At 40.3% G+C, this 20,171-nt stretch carries 16 protein-coding genes; 15 read left to right on the top strand and 1 reads right to left on the bottom strand.

Translation table 11 applies throughout. The features are described from left to right. Positions 1-11: 11 nt before the first annotated feature. From IQ257_RS11000 to IQ257_RS10940, 13 genes are all read left to right on the top strand, one after another. Positions 12-1,877: a DCC1-like thiol-disulfide oxidoreductase family protein gene (locus IQ257_RS11000; protein WP_193873435.1), complete on the top strand. Its 1,866-nt coding sequence runs from the start codon at positions 12-14 to the stop codon at positions 1,875-1,877. Between the two features lie 27 nt (positions 1,878-1,904). Beyond that, complete coding sequence (locus IQ257_RS10995; protein WP_193873436.1) at positions 1,905-3,386, top strand: MBOAT family O-acyltransferase; 1,482 nt, start codon at positions 1,905-1,907, stop codon at positions 3,384-3,386. A gap of 15 nt (positions 3,387-3,401) precedes the next feature. Beyond that, on the top strand, positions 3,402-4,631 hold the full coding sequence (locus IQ257_RS10990; protein WP_228060617.1) for a hypothetical protein: 1,230 nt from the start codon (positions 3,402-3,404) through the stop codon (positions 4,629-4,631). A gap of 16 nt (positions 4,632-4,647) precedes the next feature. Continuing rightward, the gene (locus tag IQ257_RS10985) at positions 4,648-5,847 is read left to right on the top strand and encodes a hypothetical protein (protein WP_193873437.1); all 1,200 of its coding nucleotides are present in this window, start codon (positions 4,648-4,650) and stop codon (positions 5,845-5,847) included. A gap of 17 nt (positions 5,848-5,864) precedes the next feature. After that, the gene (locus tag IQ257_RS10980) at positions 5,865-7,544 is read left to right on the top strand and encodes a hypothetical protein (RefSeq protein ID WP_193873438.1); all 1,680 of its coding nucleotides are present in this window, start codon (positions 5,865-5,867) and stop codon (positions 7,542-7,544) included. An 82-nt stretch (positions 7,545-7,626) separates the two neighbouring features. Then, a complete protein-coding gene (locus IQ257_RS10975) occupies positions 7,627-8,598 on the top strand; it encodes a glycosyltransferase family 2 protein (RefSeq protein WP_193873439.1) in 972 nt (323 codons plus the stop codon). Positions 8,599-8,683: 85 nt separating this feature from the next. Next, a complete protein-coding gene (locus IQ257_RS10970; RefSeq protein ID WP_193873440.1) occupies positions 8,684-9,679 on the top strand; it encodes a glycosyltransferase in 996 nt (331 codons plus the stop codon). A 2-nt stretch (positions 9,680-9,681) separates the two neighbouring features. After that, complete coding sequence (locus IQ257_RS10965) at positions 9,682-10,392, top strand: class I SAM-dependent methyltransferase (protein WP_193873441.1); 711 nt, start codon at positions 9,682-9,684, stop codon at positions 10,390-10,392. 1 nt (position 10,393) lies between these two features. Next, positions 10,394-10,924: a hypothetical protein gene (locus tag IQ257_RS10960; protein WP_193873442.1), complete on the top strand. Its 531-nt coding sequence runs from the start codon at positions 10,394-10,396 to the stop codon at positions 10,922-10,924. A gap of 260 nt (positions 10,925-11,184) precedes the next feature. Then, positions 11,185-12,027: a hypothetical protein gene (locus IQ257_RS10955; RefSeq protein ID WP_193873443.1), complete on the top strand. Its 843-nt coding sequence runs from the start codon at positions 11,185-11,187 to the stop codon at positions 12,025-12,027. 39 nt (positions 12,028-12,066) lie between these two features. Continuing rightward, positions 12,067-13,731 carry a hypothetical protein gene (locus IQ257_RS10950; RefSeq protein ID WP_193873444.1) on the top strand — a complete coding sequence of 555 codons (1,665 nt, stop codon included), beginning with the start codon at positions 12,067-12,069 and terminating at the stop codon, positions 13,729-13,731. Positions 13,732-13,822: 91 nt separating this feature from the next. Continuing rightward, on the top strand, positions 13,823-15,382 hold the full coding sequence (locus IQ257_RS10945) for a hypothetical protein (RefSeq protein WP_193873445.1): 1,560 nt from the start codon (positions 13,823-13,825) through the stop codon (positions 15,380-15,382). A 92-nt stretch (positions 15,383-15,474) separates the two neighbouring features. Beyond that, on the top strand, positions 15,475-15,813 hold the full coding sequence (locus tag IQ257_RS10940; RefSeq protein WP_193873446.1) for an SMR family transporter: 339 nt from the start codon (positions 15,475-15,477) through the stop codon (positions 15,811-15,813). A 28-nt stretch (positions 15,814-15,841) separates the two neighbouring features. On the opposite strand, the gene IQ257_RS10935 is transcribed toward IQ257_RS10940, so the two are convergent. Then, positions 15,842-16,759: a lysylphosphatidylglycerol synthase transmembrane domain-containing protein gene (locus IQ257_RS10935; protein WP_193873447.1), complete on the bottom strand. Its 918-nt coding sequence runs from the start codon at positions 16,757-16,759 to the stop codon at positions 15,842-15,844. Positions 16,760-17,124: 365 nt separating this feature from the next. Here IQ257_RS10935 and IQ257_RS10930 point away from each other — a divergent pair, with 365 nt between their 5' ends. Then, positions 17,125-18,042: a glycosyltransferase family 2 protein gene (locus IQ257_RS10930; protein ID WP_193873448.1), complete on the top strand. Its 918-nt coding sequence runs from the start codon at positions 17,125-17,127 to the stop codon at positions 18,040-18,042. 113 nt (positions 18,043-18,155) lie between these two features. Next, a complete protein-coding gene (locus IQ257_RS10925; RefSeq protein WP_193873449.1) occupies positions 18,156-20,090 on the top strand; it encodes a hypothetical protein in 1,935 nt (644 codons plus the stop codon). Positions 20,091-20,171: the final 81 nt, after the last annotated feature.

Raw genomic sequence — 20,171 nt, 5'->3', positions numbered from 1 at the left:
TCTACCCTCTTATGAATGCTAGTAAACAAAAACCTAAAACTAAGTTAGCGACCAAACTGAAGGAACTATTTGGGTTCGATTTGCGATCGCTAGCTGCCTTTCGTATTGGTATAGCCCTAATCCTAATTGCCGATTTGATTATTCGTTCCTCGGATATTAATACACTTTATTCAGATACGGGAGTGCTACCCCGGACTGCCCTGAACGATATCATCAAGCCCTGGTATTGGTCAGTGTATTCGCTCAGTGGTCAACCATTGGTTCAAACCCTTGTATTTTTACTAGCGGGATTAATTGCGGTAGCCTTGTTGGTAGGGTATCGCACTCGGCTGGCTGCGATCGCGTCGTGGGCAATGCTGATTTCCTTGCACAACCGCAATCCGGCAGTGCTGTTTGCTGGGGATGATATGCTTCGCGCCCTAATGTTCTGGGCGATGTTTTTGCCCTTGGGAGCCTGTTACTCAATCGATAGCGCCCTCAATACATCTACCAAACCGTTACCCAAACGCATCCTCTCCGGTGCAACCTTCGCACTAACTCTGCAAATTTGCTACGTCTACATATTTTCCGCCGCCTTTAAGACGACTAGCCCGACTTGGTGGCCCGATGGGAGTGCAGTTTACTACGCTTTGAGTTTCGACCAGTACGCTGTTCCATTGGGTCAATTCCTACTGAACTTTCCCCCCCTGTTAACCGCTTTCACCTTTGCTACGTTGGTTCTAGAGTGGCTCGGACCGCTGTTTCTGTTTGTTCCCTTCCGCACTACCTTTTTCCGTTGCGCGACGATTGTCACCTTTATCCTCTTACATCTGGGGTTCGGATTAACGCTTCATATTGGTTTGTTTGCAGCCCTTGGTATGTTTACTTGGCTGGTGTTTATTCCTACTGAGGTTTGGGATGGTTTAGCCAAAAGGGTGCGTACTCCTCAAAGAGCTGGGCTGGCGATTTACTATGATGCAGACTGCGGCTTTTGTAAAAAGGTCGTTTACCTGATTCGCACGTTCCTGATTTTGCCGAAAACCCCCCTGCTGATGGCTCAGGAGCAGGAAGACGCTTCAATTTATGCTGATATGCAGGAGAAAAATTCCTGGGTGGTTGTAGATTGGCAGGGGAACAGGCGTTTTAAATGGGAAGCGATCGCTTATGTCGTTAGTCTCTCACCTATGTTTGGGTTTCTTGCATCTGTTCTCAGATGGAAACCGTTCATGTCAGTGGGGACGAAATTTTACGAGACTATTGCTTCTAACCGTAGGGCTGCTGGCACATTCACCAAACCGTTAAAATTCCGTCCCCTTGAGGTGCATTCTTCAGGACTTCTGAATGCAGTAACGTTGCTCTTGCTCGTTTACACTACCGTTTGGAATGTCAGGATTTTATCTGAGAGAGCTTTAAGTAAAGAAAGTTTTGCCTATAAAACGCTGCATCGAAGGACGTTTAATTCTATTGACTGGATTAGTCGCCTGACTCGGTTAGACCAGTCTTGGAGTATTTTCGCTCCGGGTCCTCCCAGAGATGATGGCTGGTATGTAATGTCTGGCAGGCTTGAGGATGGCACGGAGGTGAACCTTCTCGACGAGGGCAAGCCCGTAAATTGGAATAAGCCGACGATTCGGAGGCGAAATGTCACCTATCGGAATATGCAATGGCGCACCTACTTTATCAACCTCAATCGCGGTCTGGGGCAGAAACTTATCCCCTCTTATGGGCAATATCTATGCCGCGACTGGAATGCTCGGCACCCAGAATCAAAACAGCTCAAGAGCCTTGAGATTTACTTTATGAGTGAGAGGACAGTGCCACCGGGGGAAACTCAGGATGTGGAGAAGACTAATCCCTGGCAGCAGCCTTGCTCCCAGGATTCTCTAGAAAATGAGTGAGGACTGTACAACACTTTTTAGAAAATAATGCTATTCAATTCCTACGTCTTCATTTTTATCTTTTTACCCATTACCTTAATCCTCTTCTTTGGTTTAGTCAGATTTCGTTTAACCAAAGCTGCTACAATTTGGTTAACGGTAAGTTCTCTAATTTTTTACGGATACTGGAATATTGCCTATCTCCCCCTTCTACTCATTTCGATCCTCTTCAACCATCAAATGGGCAAAGCTATCGAAAGTGCTAAACCCAGGGAGAGGCAAGCAAAAAATTTACTTTGGATAGGAATTATTGTTAATATAGCTATTATTGCTTATTATAAATATGCCAATTTTTTACTATCCTCTGTTAACGGTGTTTTCAATACCAATCTAACAAGGCTTGAAATAATACTGCCTCTGGGCATTTCATTTTACACTTTTACTCAAATTGCTTATTTAGTTGACGCTTATCGGGGTGAAACAAAAGACTCCAACTATGATATTCTAACCTACAGCTTATTTATCAGCTACTTTCCCCAACTCATTGCGGGACCAATTCTGCGTCATGATGAACTCATCAATCAGTTCCGTCAGAAGCGACATTTCATTTTTTCTCAAAAAAATATGGCTCTAGGCTTAACTATGTTTAGTCTAGGACTGTCAAAAAAAGTCTTGATAGCGGATAACATATCGCCTTGGGTAGCACCCGTTTTCGATAACCCTGATGCAGTTAGTTTCATTGAAGCCTGGGTAGGGGCTTTAAGCTATACCTTTCAACTTTATTTTGATTTTTCGGGTTACTCCGATATGGCTATTGGCTTGGGGTTGATGTTCAATATCCGTCTGCCGATTAATTTTGACTCTCCCTATAAATCTACTTCCATTATTGAGTTTTGGCGGCGCTGGCATATTACTCTATCCAATTTCCTGCGGGATTACCTATATATTCCCCTCGGTGGTAGTCGTCGGGGAGAAGTCCGGCGCTATACGAACCTCTTTATCACTATGCTACTAGGCGGGTTGTGGCATGGTGCTGGTTGGACTTATGTGGTGTGGGGTGGGTTACATGGAATATATCTATCGGTTAATCATTGGTGGCGTAAGTTGAACATTCCGTTGCCGAAGCTAGTAGGATGGGCTATGACATTCTTTGCAGTTGTTGCCGGGTGGGTATTATTTAGATCCAAAAGCTTGCCTGCTGCCACGGAAATTCTCCAAGCAATGGTTGGCATGAAAGGGATTGTACTGCCCGGTGAAGCTCAAGGTAAGTTATCGATACTGACGCAATTTGGATTGCAGCTTAAGTCTTGGAATGATTTAGTTTACCTACCAGAGGTAAATGGCAGCAAGCTCGTGAGTATACTTGTTTTAGTTGGACTAACGCTATGTGTTACTTTACTCCCCAATACACAGCAAATCCTGCGGAGATTGAAGCCAACGTGGTGGTGGGCAGCTTGGGTGGGTGTCCTTGCTAGCTTTTCTTTACTGTCACTCAACCGTGTATCTGAGTTTCTTTACTTCCAGTTTTAATCTATCTCAGCCTCTATGAGTACATCCCGTCAGTTGAAGTCAGGTTCCTCAAAAGTTTGGTCGGAACCCAGAAAACCAACTTCTTGGGTTAAAAAATATCGCCGATTTAATGTAAGCTTTCTGATAACTGCCTTTGTTCCTCTGCTTTCTGCTGGCTTATTCAATATTGCTATCGATCCCTATGGGGTTTTTAACAGTCCCAAATTGGTGGGTTTGAATCAGCTAAAGCCAAAAAAAGACAACAATGACCGAGTGTATAAAGCTACTGATATCATCAAGTTAAAACCTGTGACAGTTCTTTTAGGTTCCTCCAGAGCTAAACAGGGTCTAGATCCAAAATATTCGGCTTTAGCCAATAGTCAAACTGCTTATAATATTGGACTTAATGGTGTAAATATTTACGAAGAATTACGCTATCTACAACACGCAATTGCTAATCAACCTAATTTAAAATTAGTAATTGTCGGTGCTGATTTTTTCTCCTTCAATTCTCACCTTGCCAATCCACCTGTTTTTTCTGAAAGTCGATTAGAGAAACAGCATATTACTCTCCAAGATGCTGTCAAATTTGGATTCTCAATAGATGCTTTATCTGCAAGCGTAGAAACCGTGACAGCCAGCAACAAAACTCCAAATCAAAAAAGTAGTGACTATCTAGGATTTAGTCCTTATAGCGATGTTAATAAAGCAGAAAACGAGTGGAGATTTAAAGTAGGTATTAATGACTATTTTCAAAATCACGATAACTATGATTTATCGAATCAATACCTAGATGATTTTAAAAAAATTGTTGATTTATGCCAGCAAAATAATATAAAGTTAAAAATTTTTATATCCCCATCCCATGCTACCCAATGGGAAGCGATTCGCGCTACGGGACATTGGCAAACATTTGAAGAATGGAAACGCCAACTTGTCAAAATTGCTCCAGTTTGGGATTTTTCTGGTTATAACAGTGTCACCACAGAACCCATTGGCTATGACATAGAAAACTATACCGATAATTCTCATTACACTTCAAAAGTTGGCACTTGGGTTCTCAACCGCTTGTTATCTTACCAAACTGAGCAGGTTCCGAAAGATTTTGGTGTTCTTATCACGCCCAATAATATTGAAGCTCATTTAGCTAAAATCCGGGTTAATCGTGATCTATGGGCAAGGAAGTATCCTGACGAAGTCCAGCTAGTTCAAGATATAAAGCAAGAGTACGATGCTAATCCGTTGTCAGGACTAAATAAGCAATAAAAAAGAAGGGTTATTCATGAAGTTTTCCTTAAGTTACCCGAAAAAGCTATCTAGAAAAGCTTTGTGTACGCACTCTAAATTTTTAAGTTATGGAAAATTTAACTTTCTTGTTATTACTATTGCTTTATTTCCAGGATTTTTTGTAGGTATATTCAATATCATCATTGACCCCTACGGTGTTCTGAATAGTCCAACTGTATCTGGTATAAATCGATTAAAACCTGAGCAAGATACGCATAATGGGTTATTTAAGTCTGTTGAAGTTATGCGTCTTAAGCCAACAACAGTTTTACTAGGATCATCTAGAGTGGTACTTGGTTTAAATCCAAAGTACCTAGCTTTACTAGCTAACCAACCTGCCTACAATCTGGGAATACCAGGAGTCCATATCTATGAAGCAAAACATTATTTTGAACACGCACTCATTAATCAACCTAAATTAAAGCAAGTTATCATAGGAATTGATTTTTTCATGTTCAATAACACTAATTTTAGTGATAATTTATCTATTTATGATAAAAATTTAGTTGGCAAGTCTCAAATACCCTTACAAAGATTATTAGATGTAGTTTTTTCCATTCAAGTTTTTCAATCAAGCCTTATCACACTAGAAGTTAACCGTGAAGATTTAGCTAGTCTGCCATACTATTCAAATGGAATGCGTAATGTTAGCCCTAAATCCAACCCCAAACCGATGATAGATAATTTTAAAATAGATATCGGCAATTATTTAAACAACGAAAATTATTATAAAAATTACAGTTTAACTCAGTCTTCAATCAAAGAGTTTAAAAAAATAATTGATATATGTAAGCAACGAAATATACAAGTCAAAGTATTTATATCTCCCGAACATACTGCTCAATTAGAAGCTATTCGCGTTGCTGGACTGTGGACAGTTTTTGAGGAATGGAAACGTCAAGTCAGTAGCATCACACCTGTATGGGATTTTTCAAATCTCAATAAGATAACAACTGAAGCCATTGGTAATGATATGAAATATTTTTTAGATGGTACTCATTATAGTAAAGAAGTTGGTGATTTGATTCTCAACGACGTGCTATCTTATCAACAAGAGAAGGTTCCCAAGGGATTCGGTGTTCTCATCACATCAGAAAATATTGAACTCCACCTCGCTAAAACTCGTGCCGACCATGAAATATGGGTAAAAAACAACCCTGATGTGGTGAAGCTAGTGCAAGACCTAAAGCAGTAATTTTAAACACAGGAAAGATGGATAGAAAATATCAAAAGCAACATTATTTAATTAAGGCTGTTTTTTGGGCGATCGCTGTAGTTTTTGGTAGCCTGCAAGCTTGGTCTAATCGTTACAACCTGTCATCAGGAGATGTCATTTCTTATTTGGACATTGGCGATGCTTACTTACGGAGAGATTGGGATATTGCCATCAATGAATATTTTAGTCCTGTTTATTCGTGGATTCTAAGCTTTTTCATATCTATTTTAAACCCGTCTTCTTATTGGGAATTCTTTGCGATTAAGTTTGCGAACTTTGTTATTTATCTAGTTAGTTTAGTTTGCTTCGATTTTTTTCTTTCTGAATTCCTTTTGTACTACAAAGAAAAAGTATCCAAAGCTCCAAGCGATCGCAACTTGATCATTCCATACTGGGCGTGGATAGCATCCGGTTACACTTTATATCTTTGGTCGGCTCTACAATGGATAGGGATAGGCAATGATACTCCTGATATGTTTGTAGCTGCCTTAATCTACTTAGCGGCAGCTATAGTGCTGCGTGTCCACACGCGGTCAGATAGTTGGTGGAATTTTATTGCATTAGGAGCTGTTGTTGGACTTGGTTATCTGACCAAAACATTCATGTTTCCCATGGGTTTTATATTTATAGGAACTTGCTTTTTTTCTGTTGGAAATATCCGACGAGCATTTCCGAGAGTATTAGTGGCTGTGTTAGTTTTCGCTCTTCTATCAACTCCTTTCATTGTTGCCATTTCCACAACTAAAGGGTATTTTACCTTTGGAACGACTGGAAAATTGAACTATGCCTGGAAAATCGGCGGAATACCTCCTATTTATTGGCAAGGTGATCCTCCTGATAGTGGCATTCCCAAGCATCCTGTTAATCAAATTTTCAAGAATCCGGATATCTATCAGTTCGAGACTCCTTTCGAGGGTGTAACTCTGCCGATAGGCTATGACCCATCTTACTGGTATGAAGGGGTAAAGCCTAAAATTAACCTGCAAAAGCAGGTGGAAATTATCTGGAGTCATGCTATTGAGTATTACCGTATATTTTTGGGATTTTTAATATTTGGCTACCTCATTCTTGTTTTTGTGGGGGGTAGGCTCGGGTTGGCAATTAAATCTCTGATAGAAAACTGGAGATTACTCATTCCTGCCTGTGCAGGTTTAGGTAGCCTGATGCTGGTACACGTCAGACCCAGGCTTATTGCTGGACTGGTTGTACTCTTATTTGCTGGAGTCTTTTCCAGCGTGCGTCTGCCTAATTCTCAAGAGTCGAAACGATTAGTTGCTGGTATGACCGTTGGTATCCTGTTTATGCTTGGAGGACAGTTTACCGATCTGTGGCAACATCCTGGAGAACCTATTGACTGGAAGATTGCTCAAGGCTTGAATCAATTAGGAATTCATGCCGGAAACAAAGTTGCCGCGATCGCGCTGAGGGGAGAGAACGGAACGAAAGACTATTGGGCAAGATTAGCAAGAGTGACGATTGTCGCGGAATTGCCTGATGCTAAGAGCTTCTGGAAAACAGACACGGCGACTAGAGCTGAAGTTTACAAAGTTTTAGAAAGGACGGGAGCTAAGGCGATTATTCAAAAGCGAGGAGTGAATACGCCAGAGTATATGTCTGCCAATGGCTGGCAAGAAATTGGTAACACTGGCTACTATGCCTATTTGTTTCCAAAGTAAGTAAATTTGCCCTCTATCAGAAAGCAAAAATCATGCTATATTCTGTTGGTAAAGCGAATCTAATATAAAAGAAGGTAATGATATGCTAGAGTATTTATCTAAAAAAAAGATACCCTCTCTTAAGAGCTATAGCATTGCTGTTCTGCTTCCGTGCCACAACGAAGCCCTAACCGTCGCCCAAGTCGTCACTGATTTTCAGGCTACACTTCCAGAAGCAAAGATCTACGTCTACGATAATCGATCGACCGACAGTACGGCAGAACAGGCAGCGGCGGCTGGTGCTGTGGTTCGGCGTGAACCTAGGTTAGGAAAAGGTAACGTGATCCGGCGGATGTTTGCGGATATTGAAGCAGACATCTACATCATGGCTGACGGTGACAATACCTATGAGGTGGGAGCAGTGCGGCGGTTGGTGGAACACTTGTTAGTTGAGCGGCTGGATATGGTTGTAGGCGTGCGTCGCACAGCAGCAGGTGAGAGTGCTGCTTATCGTCGTGGTCATCGGAGCGGTAATGTGTTTCTTACTGGCTTCGCTAAATTCTTGTTTGGAGCGCGGCTGTTGGATATGCTTTCGGGCTATCGAATCTTTTCGCGCCGATTTGTCAAATCGTTTCCAGCACTTTCCAGTGGCTTTGAGATTGAAACGGAGTTCACAATACACACGCTAGAACTGAAAATGCCGTTTGCCGAAGAGCCGACGTTATATATTTCCCGACCACCCGGTTCACAAAGCAAACTAAAAACTTTTAAAGACGGCTGGCGAGTTTTAGGCACTGCATTGTTATTGTTTAAGGAAATCCGACCGTTCCTTTTCTTTGGCATCATTTTCTTGATGCTTTCGCTCACCTCCCTAGCTCTAGGCATTCCCATCGTGGAAACTTTTCTAGAGACAGGATTAGTCCCCCGATTTCCCTCCGCCATCCTAGCAGCTTCCATTATGTTGCTAGCTTTTCTGAGCCTCACCTGCGGTCTGATCCTGGATTCAGTAGCCCGTGGACGGCGAGAGGCAAAACGTATTGCCTACCTTGCCTATCCCCTACCTGAACTTGACTGAATCCATTAAAGAAGGTGCCGTTGTAGAGTGCTGAGTTTGTAAAGTTTGGATTTATTAACCCACCTTATTTTTATTCAAATAGGTAATGGAAAAAATCAAGCAGAAAGATTTACCAGGTTGTTCGATTGTAATTATGATTCCAGTTTTTAACGACTGGGATTCATTAGAACTTTTGTTAAATCATCTCGATCAAGTCTTTGAGTATACAGACATAGAGGCTCAAATTTTTGTGGTAGATGATGCATCAAGTATTTCTGTTAGAAAAAATTTTCCAGACTCAAAACTCCAAATCATTAAAAAACTTGATGTTTTGAAGCTAAAGAGAAATCTGGGGCATCAAAGAGCCATTGCTGTAGGATTAGCTTACATCGAAGCTCATATAAACTGCCAAGCGGTTGTTGTGATGGATGGAGATGGTGAAGATGCTCCTAGTGATGTAATCAAACTGATTGGAAAATGTCAAGTTGAAGGATACAAAAAGGTCGTTTTTGCTAAAAGAAGCCAACGCTCTGAAAGTTGGTTGTTTAAATTTTTTTATTTATGTTATAAATCGCTTTATAGATGGCTAACAGGTTCCCAAATTAGTGTAGGTAATTTCAGTATTATCCCCTATGAACTGTTACGCCGACTTGTTATCGTTTCAGAGCTTTGGAACCACTATTCTGCTGCTGTGTTTAAAGCCAGAATTCCCCACACAGAAATCTCTACCAGACGCAGTCGCCGTTTAGCAGGAGAGCCAAAGATGAACTTTGTATCACTTGTTATGCATGGTTTAAGCGCTATTTCAGTCTACGGAGATATAGTTGGAGTCAGGTTACTGGTTGCAACTTGTCTACTTATAGGACTTTCTTTTATTGGAATTCTGACTATTATCTTTATCAGGCTTGCCACTACTTTAGCAATTCCGGGTTGGGCATCTTACATGGTATCACTATTTTTTGTGATCCTCATGCAAGCCATTATGGTATCCTTAGTTTTTGTCTTCATAATTCTTAGTACTAGGAATTCTTTAAGCTTTATACCCCAGCGGGATTATCACTATTTCGTTTTGGAGTTACAGGAAGTTTTTTCTATCCAATGAAAATGACTGGTTATTCTTATCATGGCTCAGAACTTGCTCTATTTAAAGAAGCTCGAAACTGGAAAGCTTATTATCGACAGTTCATTAAAAACTATCTAGGTACTGAGGTTCTAGAAGTGGGTTCCGGAATTGGTTCGACAACTGAGTTACTCTGCCAAGGAAGCCATAAACGTTGGGTTTGTCTTGAACCCGATCCGATATTAGCAGGACAATTAAAGCAGTCGATTGAAACTGGTCGTTTACCAGAATACTGTGAGCTAAAACCAGGTACTCTCCTAAATATCAGTCATTATGAAAGATTTAATACTGTTATTTATATTGATGTATTAGAACATATTAAAGATGACCACGCTGAAGTTAAACTTGCCTTAAATTACTTGAAAGATGGTGGATTTTTAGTAATTTTAGCTCCAGCTCATCAATGGCTTTTTACTCCCTTTGATGAAGCTATCGGTCATTATCGTCGATATAGTCGCAATAGGTTATCGGCACTCGTTCCGAAAAATCTCAAATGCATCAGTATCAGGTATCTAGACTCTGGGGGACTAATCGCTTCAACAGGCAATCGTTTTTTACTTAAAAGCAGGATGCCTAACAAGAATCACATAGTTTTGTGGGATAAAGCAATGATACCTCTGTCTAAGGTACTCGATCCCTTGTTTCACTATTTAATGGGTAAATCCCTACTGGGTATATGGCAAAAGAAGGTTTAATATGCAGCTAATTATTAGTTATAGCCTCAGTTTAATTATTTTATTTTCACTCTGCATGGTAATTTTCAAATGCTTGTCAAATTGGACAATTGTAGACAGACTTATTGCTTCTTTTTTTTCAGTCTTATTTTTGGCGTTAATCAGCTCAGTAGTGATAGAAATTTTGTCTCTTCCGTTTGATATCTGGAATAACAATCGTCTGACACCAGCCTTTGCACTAGCCTATGGTTATAAATTTTTTAATGCTCTGGAAAGTGAGCCTATCCTGAGTTGGATGTATGGCCCTATTGCAGCAATTTCTTATTTACCAGCCACGCTAGCTAATTCACCTACAGTTGCTATTAGGTGGGCTGGACTCATTTCTACACTATTTTTCTTTCTTCCCATACTTTGTTTTTCTATTGGCACTGTTACTCAGGTGAAGATTATTAAACATCCTTGTTTATCTGCAAGAATTTTTATTACTTCTTTCTTACTGGTCACTATTATTCCGCTTTTAGCATTCACGCAGATGCAGCATCTTTGGGAATAGCGGGTATGGCTTGTGCAGTCCTATACTGTAGAAACTCTAAAGAGGATAAATGGCTATTATTATTTTCAGCTACGTTAGCTGCATTATCAATTTGGACAAAGCAAAATTTATTACCTTTACCCTTTGCTTTATGAACTTATGTTCTAATAACTGATGGATACAAAAATTTTAAAAAATATAAAATATATTTTTTGATTATATTCACAGCTATATCAATTGTTTTCATTTATTTATTTGGAGGAAAATATTTATATTTTACTATGATTAAATTTCCCAGCCTTTGGCCCTGGATAAGCTCATTAGGACAATATGGAAATCCTGAAATTTTAACTGGAATTCAATTAGTTCAACGAATAAAGGTTTTGTGCCTAGCAGCTTACGAATTAATTCAGTTTTGCCTACCATTTATATTTATAATAGTTTTATGTATTGGGTTGAAACTTGTAAGCTGTAAAACTAAAAATAGTATGTCTATTGGAGAATGGTTTTGTTCTAATCGCTGGTCAATATTGATTTTAGTAACTATGTACATGATTCCAATTTCATTGCTTAGTCGAGTGAAGTTTGGTGGAGCCACTAACTCGCAAGCTTCGACCGTATATTTTCTAGTCTGCACTGTTACAGCTCTTATCAATGATTCTGTATTCAAGTTTAGCTATAATCGTTTGGATTTTTTCCACATCTTAAAAGGACTAAAAATTTCAGTTTTATCTATAGCTGTATTACTGGCGACTACAGTTTATCTTCATGCACCTAACAAAATCTATCGTGAGTTGAATAGATATTCAAAGAATCCAGTAGAATTAGCATACAGATATACCTTAAAGCATCCTCATCAAATCTACTTTCCACAAATACCCTTGTCCATCCTTATGGCAGATGGTAGACTCTACCATTCTTTTAACGGCTTGTGGGATAGAGAAAAAGCCGGATTAAAATTAAGCAATGATCATTTCCAAGCGTACATCCCGTCCAAGCTACAGGTAGTTGCTTTCTATCATCCAAAAGATATTGAAGTAGTCATGGGTTATCTTCCAAACTTTTCAAAACAAACTACTGTTGATACACTGCCTAAATGGGTTATCTTCACTAAAGAAGAATGACTATTAAGGTTTTTAAACCAAGAAGAACAAATAGAACCTATGTCAGCTATGCAAACCAATTTAGTGAAACTTATTTCTAAAATAACTGTTTATAAAAACGTAGTTTTAAAAAATCCATTACTGAAAACAGTACTTATCATTTTTTTAATCGCTACGATAGGGATATCGACAGTCGGTCATTATGGTATATCCTGGGACGAGCCTCTGTATATAAAACACGTACTGTGGAATTATGAATCCATTCGGAAAAAGCAACCCCTTCAAACTAATCCAAGTAACTTAAAATACTACGGTGTGGTATTGGATGTTGCGGCAGAATCACTCTTTCAACTCAAGCATGGTTTGAGCAGCCACATACAAGTTAATGCAGAGAGAGTTTTTTTCAAGCACTTATTAACCTTTTTATTTTCTCTTTTTGCTTATGTGTCAGTTGCTGGTATAGTGGGTATACTCTGCGGTTCAAACTACGCTTGGATTGGGCCTCTTGTTCTAGCACTTTTACCTCGTTTTTGGGGACATAGCTTCTTTAATCCCAAAGATATTCCATTTGCTACTCTCTTTGCTCTCTCTACCTGGCTAAGTGCTTATATAGTTAGTCAATACTCGAAACTCCATAGAGTAATCAAATTTGGCTTTAATCGCATTTGTATAACTACCATTCTCTTTGGTATTCTGGTCGGTTTACTAACAAGTGCTAGAATTGGAGGATTTGTCTTTTTAGCTTTTGTTCCGTTTACCTATATACTCCTAAAACTAGAGGAGAGACAAATAACTCGATATACATTCAAAAATATTGCAATTGGCTGGATATTAATAGTTATACCTTGGGCAATTGTAACTACTGTATGTCATCCGGCATCTTGGTCAAATCCTGTGAGATGGTTTTTTGAGAATGTAAAATACAATTCTCAACATGCTTGGGGAGGAACAGTTTTATTTGATGGTCAGTTTATACCAGGTCATCAATTGCCTTGGTTTTATCTTCCTCGCTGGATTACGATGACTGTTCCCGAAATGTTGCAAATCCTTTTCCTTCTTGGTTTAGGTTTAAGTTTATACAAATACTCAAAATTTTCCGTTCTGCAAAAATCCTGCTTTATCTTAGTATTTCTTCAAGTTTTCTCTCTACCGCTTTATGCAATTCTGAAGGGTTCAACCCTGTATGATGGTGTGCGTCAATTCCTTTTTATTCTGCCTGGAATTGCCGCGATTGCTGCTAGTTCAATAGGATGGCTATATCAACATTTATTTAATTCAAAAATTATTCGACTGTTTTTCGTAGCTTTGATATTTAGTTTATTTTTACAAGTTTCTTCAGATATGGCAAAAATTCATCCTTACGAATATATTTATTTCAATCGTTTATCTGGAGGTTTAACAGGCGCAGTTGGTCGATACGAAACCGATTATTGGGGATTAAGTATCCGTGAAGCAATGGAGTGGATTAATAAAAATTCCCAGGCTGGTACACAGGTTTTAGTGGCTGGTCCTGTAGAGTCAGCCAGGGTGTTCGCTAAATCGGATTCTCCCGTAATTGGGATACTTAACCCTAAAGGTAAAATCGAAATTCCCAATATTCCTAAGCCCTACTACTACTTGGCAGTTCCCAAGTGGGAACTTCAAGAAGCTTTTCCGGAATGTCAGGACGCTTATAAAGTTGTGAAGCAAGGTGTACCGCTGACGATAGTTAAACTATGTAACTGAAAAAGAGCCAAAGTTGTATATTTCGGTATATCTATTGGTTGGAGACGTAAAAATATCTACGTGAGCATAGTAAGTAACCGTAAATTAACAGATGAAGACTCTTACAAAGATAACCCTGATTGCATTATTATGGATTACTGCAATCAACTCAGGGACACTCGGCACCCTCGATACTGACATCCGATTGCAGATGGCTCATGCTTGGTGGACAGGTACTGAAGAAGTACAAATATCTCCAAATTATAAACTCAAGGTACGGGGCGACATTCAGGCTGGAGTGATTGGGACTGGAGGAAAGCGTTATATAGCTTACGAACAGGGACAGTCTTTGTTGATGCTCCCTGGAGATTGGTTGGGAACTCAGCTTCATCAATGGTTCCCTAACATACCGTCAAAAACGCTGCGGGATTTGACCGTTAACTTCCTAATTTTTATCCCGTTAAATGTTGCAACTGTAGTCGCTTGTTTCTGGTTGCTCAGACTTTTTGACTTTGAAGAACGGATTGCAGGGTTAGCGAGTCTTGCCTGGTTGCTTGGTACTACGGTCTTGCACTATGCCCAAGTGCATCAGCATAACAACCAAGTGTTGCTTTTTGTCATCATTGGTTACGCGGCTGCTTTAGCTTATGTGCGAAGTGGGCGTCCTCGCTTTGCCCTAATCAGTGGGCTAGCCTTGGGGGGTACTATGCTTATTCGCATTACCAGTCTTATTCATGTCTTGACTGTCGTACTCTTTTTGATTGGCTGTATCGCCTATCAAAATCGCGATAAGCTTAAAGTTATAAAAACAGCCGGATTATGGATAGTTGGTTTTATTCCCTTTTCTCTGGTAGGACGAATTTTTGATTACCACCGTTACGGTAGCTTTTTAGCAACTGGCAAGAGTGTAGAGAAAAAGCAATTGTTTACCGATCCTATGTGGGAAGGACTACCCAAGCTCCCGGATAATTATCCCTTAATCAATGAACCCTATATTGGTATTTTAGGGTCGCTCTTTTCACCCGAAAAAAGCATTTTTATTTACGACCCATTACTGTTGCCTTGTTTGGCATTAGGAATACTTCTTTGGAAAAAGCTTTCTCCATTCATGCAATGGTATCTGATTACTGGACTTTTAAACCTGGGCTTACATTTAGCTGCCTACAGTCGGTTTTTTTTCTGGCACGGAGATTCTGCCTGGGGTGCCAGATATCAAGTTACCTCTATTCATCTGTTACTCATTCCGCTGTTAGGTTTGTTTGTAGAGCGTCTTCTATCGGCTAGAAAGTTAACAACATGGCTAATGCAGGGAATACTGGCACTAGCTATCCTTGTGCAGATCGCTTCAGTTACAATGCCAATGAATTTGGAGATTTATCAGAAACAGTTAGGGGTTCCAGGGACTCGATTTGACTTTCGTTTAGGTCAACGCTTTAACAATATAATTTGTCTAGTTAACGGTTCATTTTCTCAAGGGTGTGTAGATAGAAATCCTGCAAAGAAGCGTTATCTGGAACACTTGAATCACTTATTCTTTCTACCCTTTAATTTTAGTCAAAAGGCAGCATTAAATTCTAGATTAACTAAATTTCTACAGGTTTTATTGATAGTATGGGTGTTAGTCATAGCTTTAGCGATTGGCAGTACTTTAAGATACTTGTATTGGGAATAATAGTTCTAGTCTAGGGTGAAAATAGCGTTTTGGTAATAAGTAAAAATTTTGCAATTTAATCATAATTAAGAAAATTCAGGTAATACTTGGTAATGAAGAATAATTTGTTTTTGCTCCTTCTAATTTTAATATCAGTATTTCTAAACACAGCGGGGCAGAGCCTGCTGAAATTGGGATCAGGTCAAAATCCCCTCAACCTCTATTTGTTTGGTGGTCTTCTCGCCTATGCTTTAAGTACAGTTTTCTATATCCTTATTTTAGGAAAATTAAACTTATCCTTAGTTTACCCAGTTGTTATCGGTTTAACGATTACTTTTACTACCCTATCGGGCGTATTTCTTTTAAAAGAACAAGTTACTCATATCCACTGGGTCGGGATTGGTTTAATGTTGAGTGGAATTGCCGCGATCGCTTTTGGAAAAGTTTCCTGACTTCATCCCAATAATAACCCTGTAAGCTCTAAAACCGTTCGCTTAACATTGCCATCCCAGCCGCTGCTACTTCTGCCAGAATGCTGACTATCCGAAACAGGGCAACAACAATCAGAATCAAACCAGCAGAAAATTCTTGATCTAAAAGAGCGATCGCTGTAGCTTCAAAGACTCCCAGACCTCCAGGTGCTCCTGGAACAATCAATCCCAGCAGCCATGCAAGGCTAAATGCACTCAGCAACTGAGGAATTTGACCGGGACTCACCGATGTCAGTGCCATGATGGTAACTACGAATCCAGTCCCTCGCAGTCCCAAAAAGCCCATTTCACCTAGCAACGGCAACAGGGGATAACGTTCGATTTGAAGCGTGTCAATGTCGCTCAACTTTCCCTTCACTCGGTTTAAAGTTTTAATCACTGGGTTGAGAACTCTCGGATGAATTCCCACCAAAACTACAGCTAAACTCAGAATTTTCAATACCGACATCCAGGCATTAGAAACTTCCATCCACCCCAATCCACTGCTAATCAAAGCGATCATTAATGCAGCAGCAGCCATCAATAGCGGTTCTAGCAATACGCTGAGACTTGCACCTCCTAAAAAACCTCCCGCACGGGTGACTGCTGAAATGCGTCCGTAGTAGTGCCAGACATTGCCAGGTAAATACTTGGCAATGTTGGTTTTCAGGTAAACTTGGAGTGCCCACCGTTGTCCGACAGGTTGCTTGAACGCTTTCAATATCCACGTCCAAACCCAACCCGACCAGACGTGTGCTAGTAGAGTAACTACCCCAGCGATCGCCAGCATTGCCCAACCATTGGCATCAATCCGAACCTGGGCAACGTCTTGCCAATTATCTTTGAAGGCTTTGAGCAAAAAAAACAGCGTCCCACCAAGAATTACCCAGCGCAAGTAGGGCTTTATAGATAACCAGATTTTTTTCATAAGCTGGGCGATTTAAGGTTTAATTGGACATGAGCTATAGAAAATCAAAACTGCAGCCATATCTCCAATGGTATAGTTGGCTGTATTCTTGCACCCTACTATGCTGTCTGCAAAGCCTGAAGCCTAGCTGTTTGTGACAAGTCCCAACTTTAGCAGATCCCTGGAAAAACCTCTGTATATCTGCTTGCTGTCATATCTTCATTTAACCAGGAGCAATAAATGCGGCTGAAATCAACTGCTCACAGTACGTTTACAATTTTTACACAAAAATTTACAGCAAAATTAAAAATAGACCTTTCCAAACTCTAGCAAGTGCTGGTAATTTTTTGGCATACTTAAGCGAAATCGGAGGTATAAACCTAATAATGCAAGAAAGCAGTCAATTTGGTAAAGGATCGTTCTCAACAAGCAAGACTTCAGGGGCAAACTGTCCAGCATTCTCTCTTGTCCTCCCCGTCTACAACGAAGAGAAAGGCATCGAACCAACCCTAGAGCATTTACAAGAAAATCTGAAATTGATTAGCTCCGAATACGAGATTATCGCTGTCAATGACGGTTCTACAGATAACACGGGCGAAATTCTCCGTTCCCGTAGCGATATCAGAGTCATCGAACACCGTCGAAATCGCGGATATGGTGCAGCACTCAAGACAGGCATTCGACAAGCAAACTATCCCTTGATCGTGATTACCGATGCCGATGGCACCTATCCTAACGAGATGATTCCCTACCTAGCTTCCCTAACGAGTAATGCTGATATGGTTGTTGGGGCGAGAATCGGTGCCAATGTTCGCTATTCTAACCTGCGTAAAATTCCCAAGTGGTTCCTGATTCGCTTTGCTGAGTGGATAACTAGAAGTCGCATCCCCGATCTTAATAGTGGGCTGCGAGTGTTTCATAAAAATGTGGTGGAACGGTTTCTAAATATTCTGCCCGATACGTTTAGTTTTACAACGACTATTACAGTGGCAATGTTAACCAACGGGTATGTCGTGCATTACGAACCGATTGACTTTCACCATCGCCAAGGTAAAAGCAAGATTAAGCCTATACGGGATACCTTGCGTTTTATTCAGTTAATTCTGCGAACGGGCGTCTATTTTGCCCCTTTGAGAGTATTTATGCCAATTGCTGGCTTATTTTTTGCTAGCTTTTTGTTCACCTTCATCCAAGATATTTTTGTCCGTGAAAATTTAACGGAAAGAACACTCATTCTCTTGATTGCGGCGACCCAAATCGGGATGTTTGCACTTCTTGCCGATATGTTTGATAAGCGCACTTAATCGCTTATCAAACATATATATAATTGTCAAAAAACATTCAGTACTTTAGCAAAAACTATTCCACATGGATTTTATTTTTTTAGAAAATTAAAGTCGTAAAAAATAAACTGATTATGCTAATCAAGTATTTACACCGATGGCTCACTAGCCCAATCGACAAGCCTTTCAGTCCCCAGGGGAAATTTTGGTTCTGTTTGAGCCTAACTTTTGCTGCCATCTGCGGCATTCAAGGATTGCAGGAAGCCTTCAGTAGTCAGTATGTGATTCAAGATGATGCAAGGCAGCATTTATTTTGGATGTATAGGTTTTTAGATCCAGAGTTGTTTCCCAACGATCTAATTACCGAGTATTATCAGTCTACTGCGCCATTAGCCTATAAAACATTCTATCGGTTATTTGCAGTGGTAGGTATCGACCCAATTGTACTTAGCAAACTGTTGCCCGTCGTTCTGGGACTGATTACAACTGGCTACGGTTTTGCTCTGTGTATGCAGATTTTGCCAGTGCCAACGTCAGGATTTATCGCTACGCTACTGTTAAACTATATGCTCTGGAGTGGAGCTACTCTAGTCACCGCTACATCTAGAGCTTTTTTATGGCCCTTTTTTATAGCATTTTTGTACTATCTGCTGCGGCGTTCGTGGCTTCCCTGCCTAATCGCGATCGCCTTACAAGGACTGTTTTATCCTCCCGTTATACTCGTAACGGCTGGAATACTCATCCTGCGGTTATTGCGTTGGCAGGGAGGATTTCCCCGTTTTTCTCTGGATCTGAACAATTATAGGTTGTGTCTTGCTGGATTGGGAATTGTTTTTCTAGTACTGTTGCCCCAAGTGTTTGGTTCGTCGGAATTTGGTCCAATTATTACAGTAGCTGAAGCTAGGGCGTTAGCAGAGTTTGGACCCGAAGGACGAACCAGCTTTTTTGTTAACAATACTTGGGATTTTTGGTTCAATTCCCATCGCAGTGCTTTGATGGGATGGCCCTGGAAGCCTCCAATTTTGTACACATCTTTAATATTGCCATTTTTGTTACGAGATCCGTCTCGTTTTCCCTTAACTAGATACATTACTTCCAGTATCACTATTTTACTTCAAATGGTGCTGGTATCGGTAGGCTTATTTTTTGCTGCCCATGCCTTATTATTCAAGCTCTACCTTCCCAGCAGGTATGCATTAGGACTTGGAATTGCGATCTATTTAGCGACGGGAATTGCATTAGTTTTGGTGTTAGATGCCGTCTTGAGGGTTTGCGAACAGCCTAAAAAGATTTCACTAAAAGATCTAAGCCTATTTTTTACCGTCTACGTCCTTCTATTAGCTATCCATTGGTTCATTTTTTATTATCCTGGACACAAAAAACTTTTCATTGTTTTGCTAGCTTTAGGAGTTGGAACGGCAGTTATTTTATTCCTTCTCGATTGGGTTTGGCTCCGAACTAAACAGAACAACGATCTTTACCTAGGAAGTCAGGGTTTGGCGCTAGTGTCATCGGCGGTATTTGCAGTAGCACTTCTTGTTTATCCCAGCCTTGCAGGAAGGTTTCCCAGTAACGATTATGTAGTGGGTACAGTACCCCAACTTTATGAGTTCTTTGGTAAGCAACCGAAGGATATTCTTATTGCTTCTTTGGCACCAGAAGCAGATAACTTACCAAGTTTTGCCAAACGCTCAATTTTAGTGGGGCGAGAATATGCTCTGCCTTACGAGGTAGGATACTACAAACAGATCCGTCAGCGAGCTATTGACCTGATTAATGCTCAATATAGCCCTGAGCTAGAACAAGTAAAGAGTTTTATAGAAAAGTACGGCGTGGATTTTTGGCTATTAGAGCGTAACGCTTTTACACCTGAGTATATAGCTAATCCTGGCTCTTGGACTAGTCGCTGGATTAGGCAGTATCAACCCGCAGCGACAGAAGCCTTAGAGAGGTTAGAGGAGGGGACGGTTCCCGCGTTGGCAAAAGTTATGCCGCGTTGTTCTGTACTGGAAACTGAGAATTTTGTCGTGGTGGATACAGACTGCATTAGGAAAGCGTACTCAAAATAATTTACTGTTTAGAATAACTAGGAGTGAATGGCACTGACTTAAAGGGAAAGTCGGTGTGCTGAACTATCAATTGACAAGGGT

The organism is Coleofasciculus sp. LEGE 07092 (assembly GCF_015207375.1).
GTDB lineage: Bacteria > Cyanobacteriota > Cyanobacteriia > Cyanobacteriales > Coleofasciculaceae > LEGE-07092.
Note: the sequence above shows the minus strand (reverse complement) of the source record. Positions and strands in the feature narration are given on the sequence as shown.

Bases quoted from the DNA above. Each gene is read 5' to 3' on its own strand.
- IQ257_RS11000 (WP_193873435.1), top strand. From the start codon at position 12: ATGAATGCTAGTAAACAAAAACCTAAAACTAAGTTAGCGACCAAACTG.
- IQ257_RS10995 (WP_193873436.1), top strand. From the start codon at position 1,905: ATGCTATTCAATTCCTACGTCTTCATTTTTATCTTTTTACCCATTACC.
- IQ257_RS10990 (WP_228060617.1), top strand. From the start codon at position 3,402: ATGAGTACATCCCGTCAGTTGAAGTCAGGTTCCTCAAAAGTTTGGTCG.
- IQ257_RS10985 (WP_193873437.1), top strand. From the start codon at position 4,648: ATGAAGTTTTCCTTAAGTTACCCGAAAAAGCTATCTAGAAAAGCTTTG.
- IQ257_RS10980 (WP_193873438.1), top strand. From the start codon at position 5,865: ATGGATAGAAAATATCAAAAGCAACATTATTTAATTAAGGCTGTTTTT.
- IQ257_RS10975 (WP_193873439.1), top strand. From the start codon at position 7,627: ATGCTAGAGTATTTATCTAAAAAAAAGATACCCTCTCTTAAGAGCTAT.
- IQ257_RS10970 (WP_193873440.1), top strand. From the start codon at position 8,684: ATGGAAAAAATCAAGCAGAAAGATTTACCAGGTTGTTCGATTGTAATT.
- IQ257_RS10965 (WP_193873441.1), top strand. From the start codon at position 9,682: ATGACTGGTTATTCTTATCATGGCTCAGAACTTGCTCTATTTAAAGAA.
- IQ257_RS10960 (WP_193873442.1), top strand. From the start codon at position 10,394: ATGCAGCTAATTATTAGTTATAGCCTCAGTTTAATTATTTTATTTTCA.
- IQ257_RS10955 (WP_193873443.1), top strand. From the start codon at position 11,185: ATGATTAAATTTCCCAGCCTTTGGCCCTGGATAAGCTCATTAGGACAA.
- IQ257_RS10950 (WP_193873444.1), top strand. From the start codon at position 12,067: ATGTCAGCTATGCAAACCAATTTAGTGAAACTTATTTCTAAAATAACT.
- IQ257_RS10945 (WP_193873445.1), top strand. From the start codon at position 13,823: ATGAAGACTCTTACAAAGATAACCCTGATTGCATTATTATGGATTACT.
- IQ257_RS10940 (WP_193873446.1), top strand. From the start codon at position 15,475: ATGAAGAATAATTTGTTTTTGCTCCTTCTAATTTTAATATCAGTATTT.
- IQ257_RS10935 (WP_193873447.1), bottom strand. From the start codon at position 16,759: ATGAAAAAAATCTGGTTATCTATAAAGCCCTACTTGCGCTGGGTAATT.
- IQ257_RS10930 (WP_193873448.1), top strand. From the start codon at position 17,125: ATGCAAGAAAGCAGTCAATTTGGTAAAGGATCGTTCTCAACAAGCAAG.
- IQ257_RS10925 (WP_193873449.1), top strand. From the start codon at position 18,156: ATGCTAATCAAGTATTTACACCGATGGCTCACTAGCCCAATCGACAAG.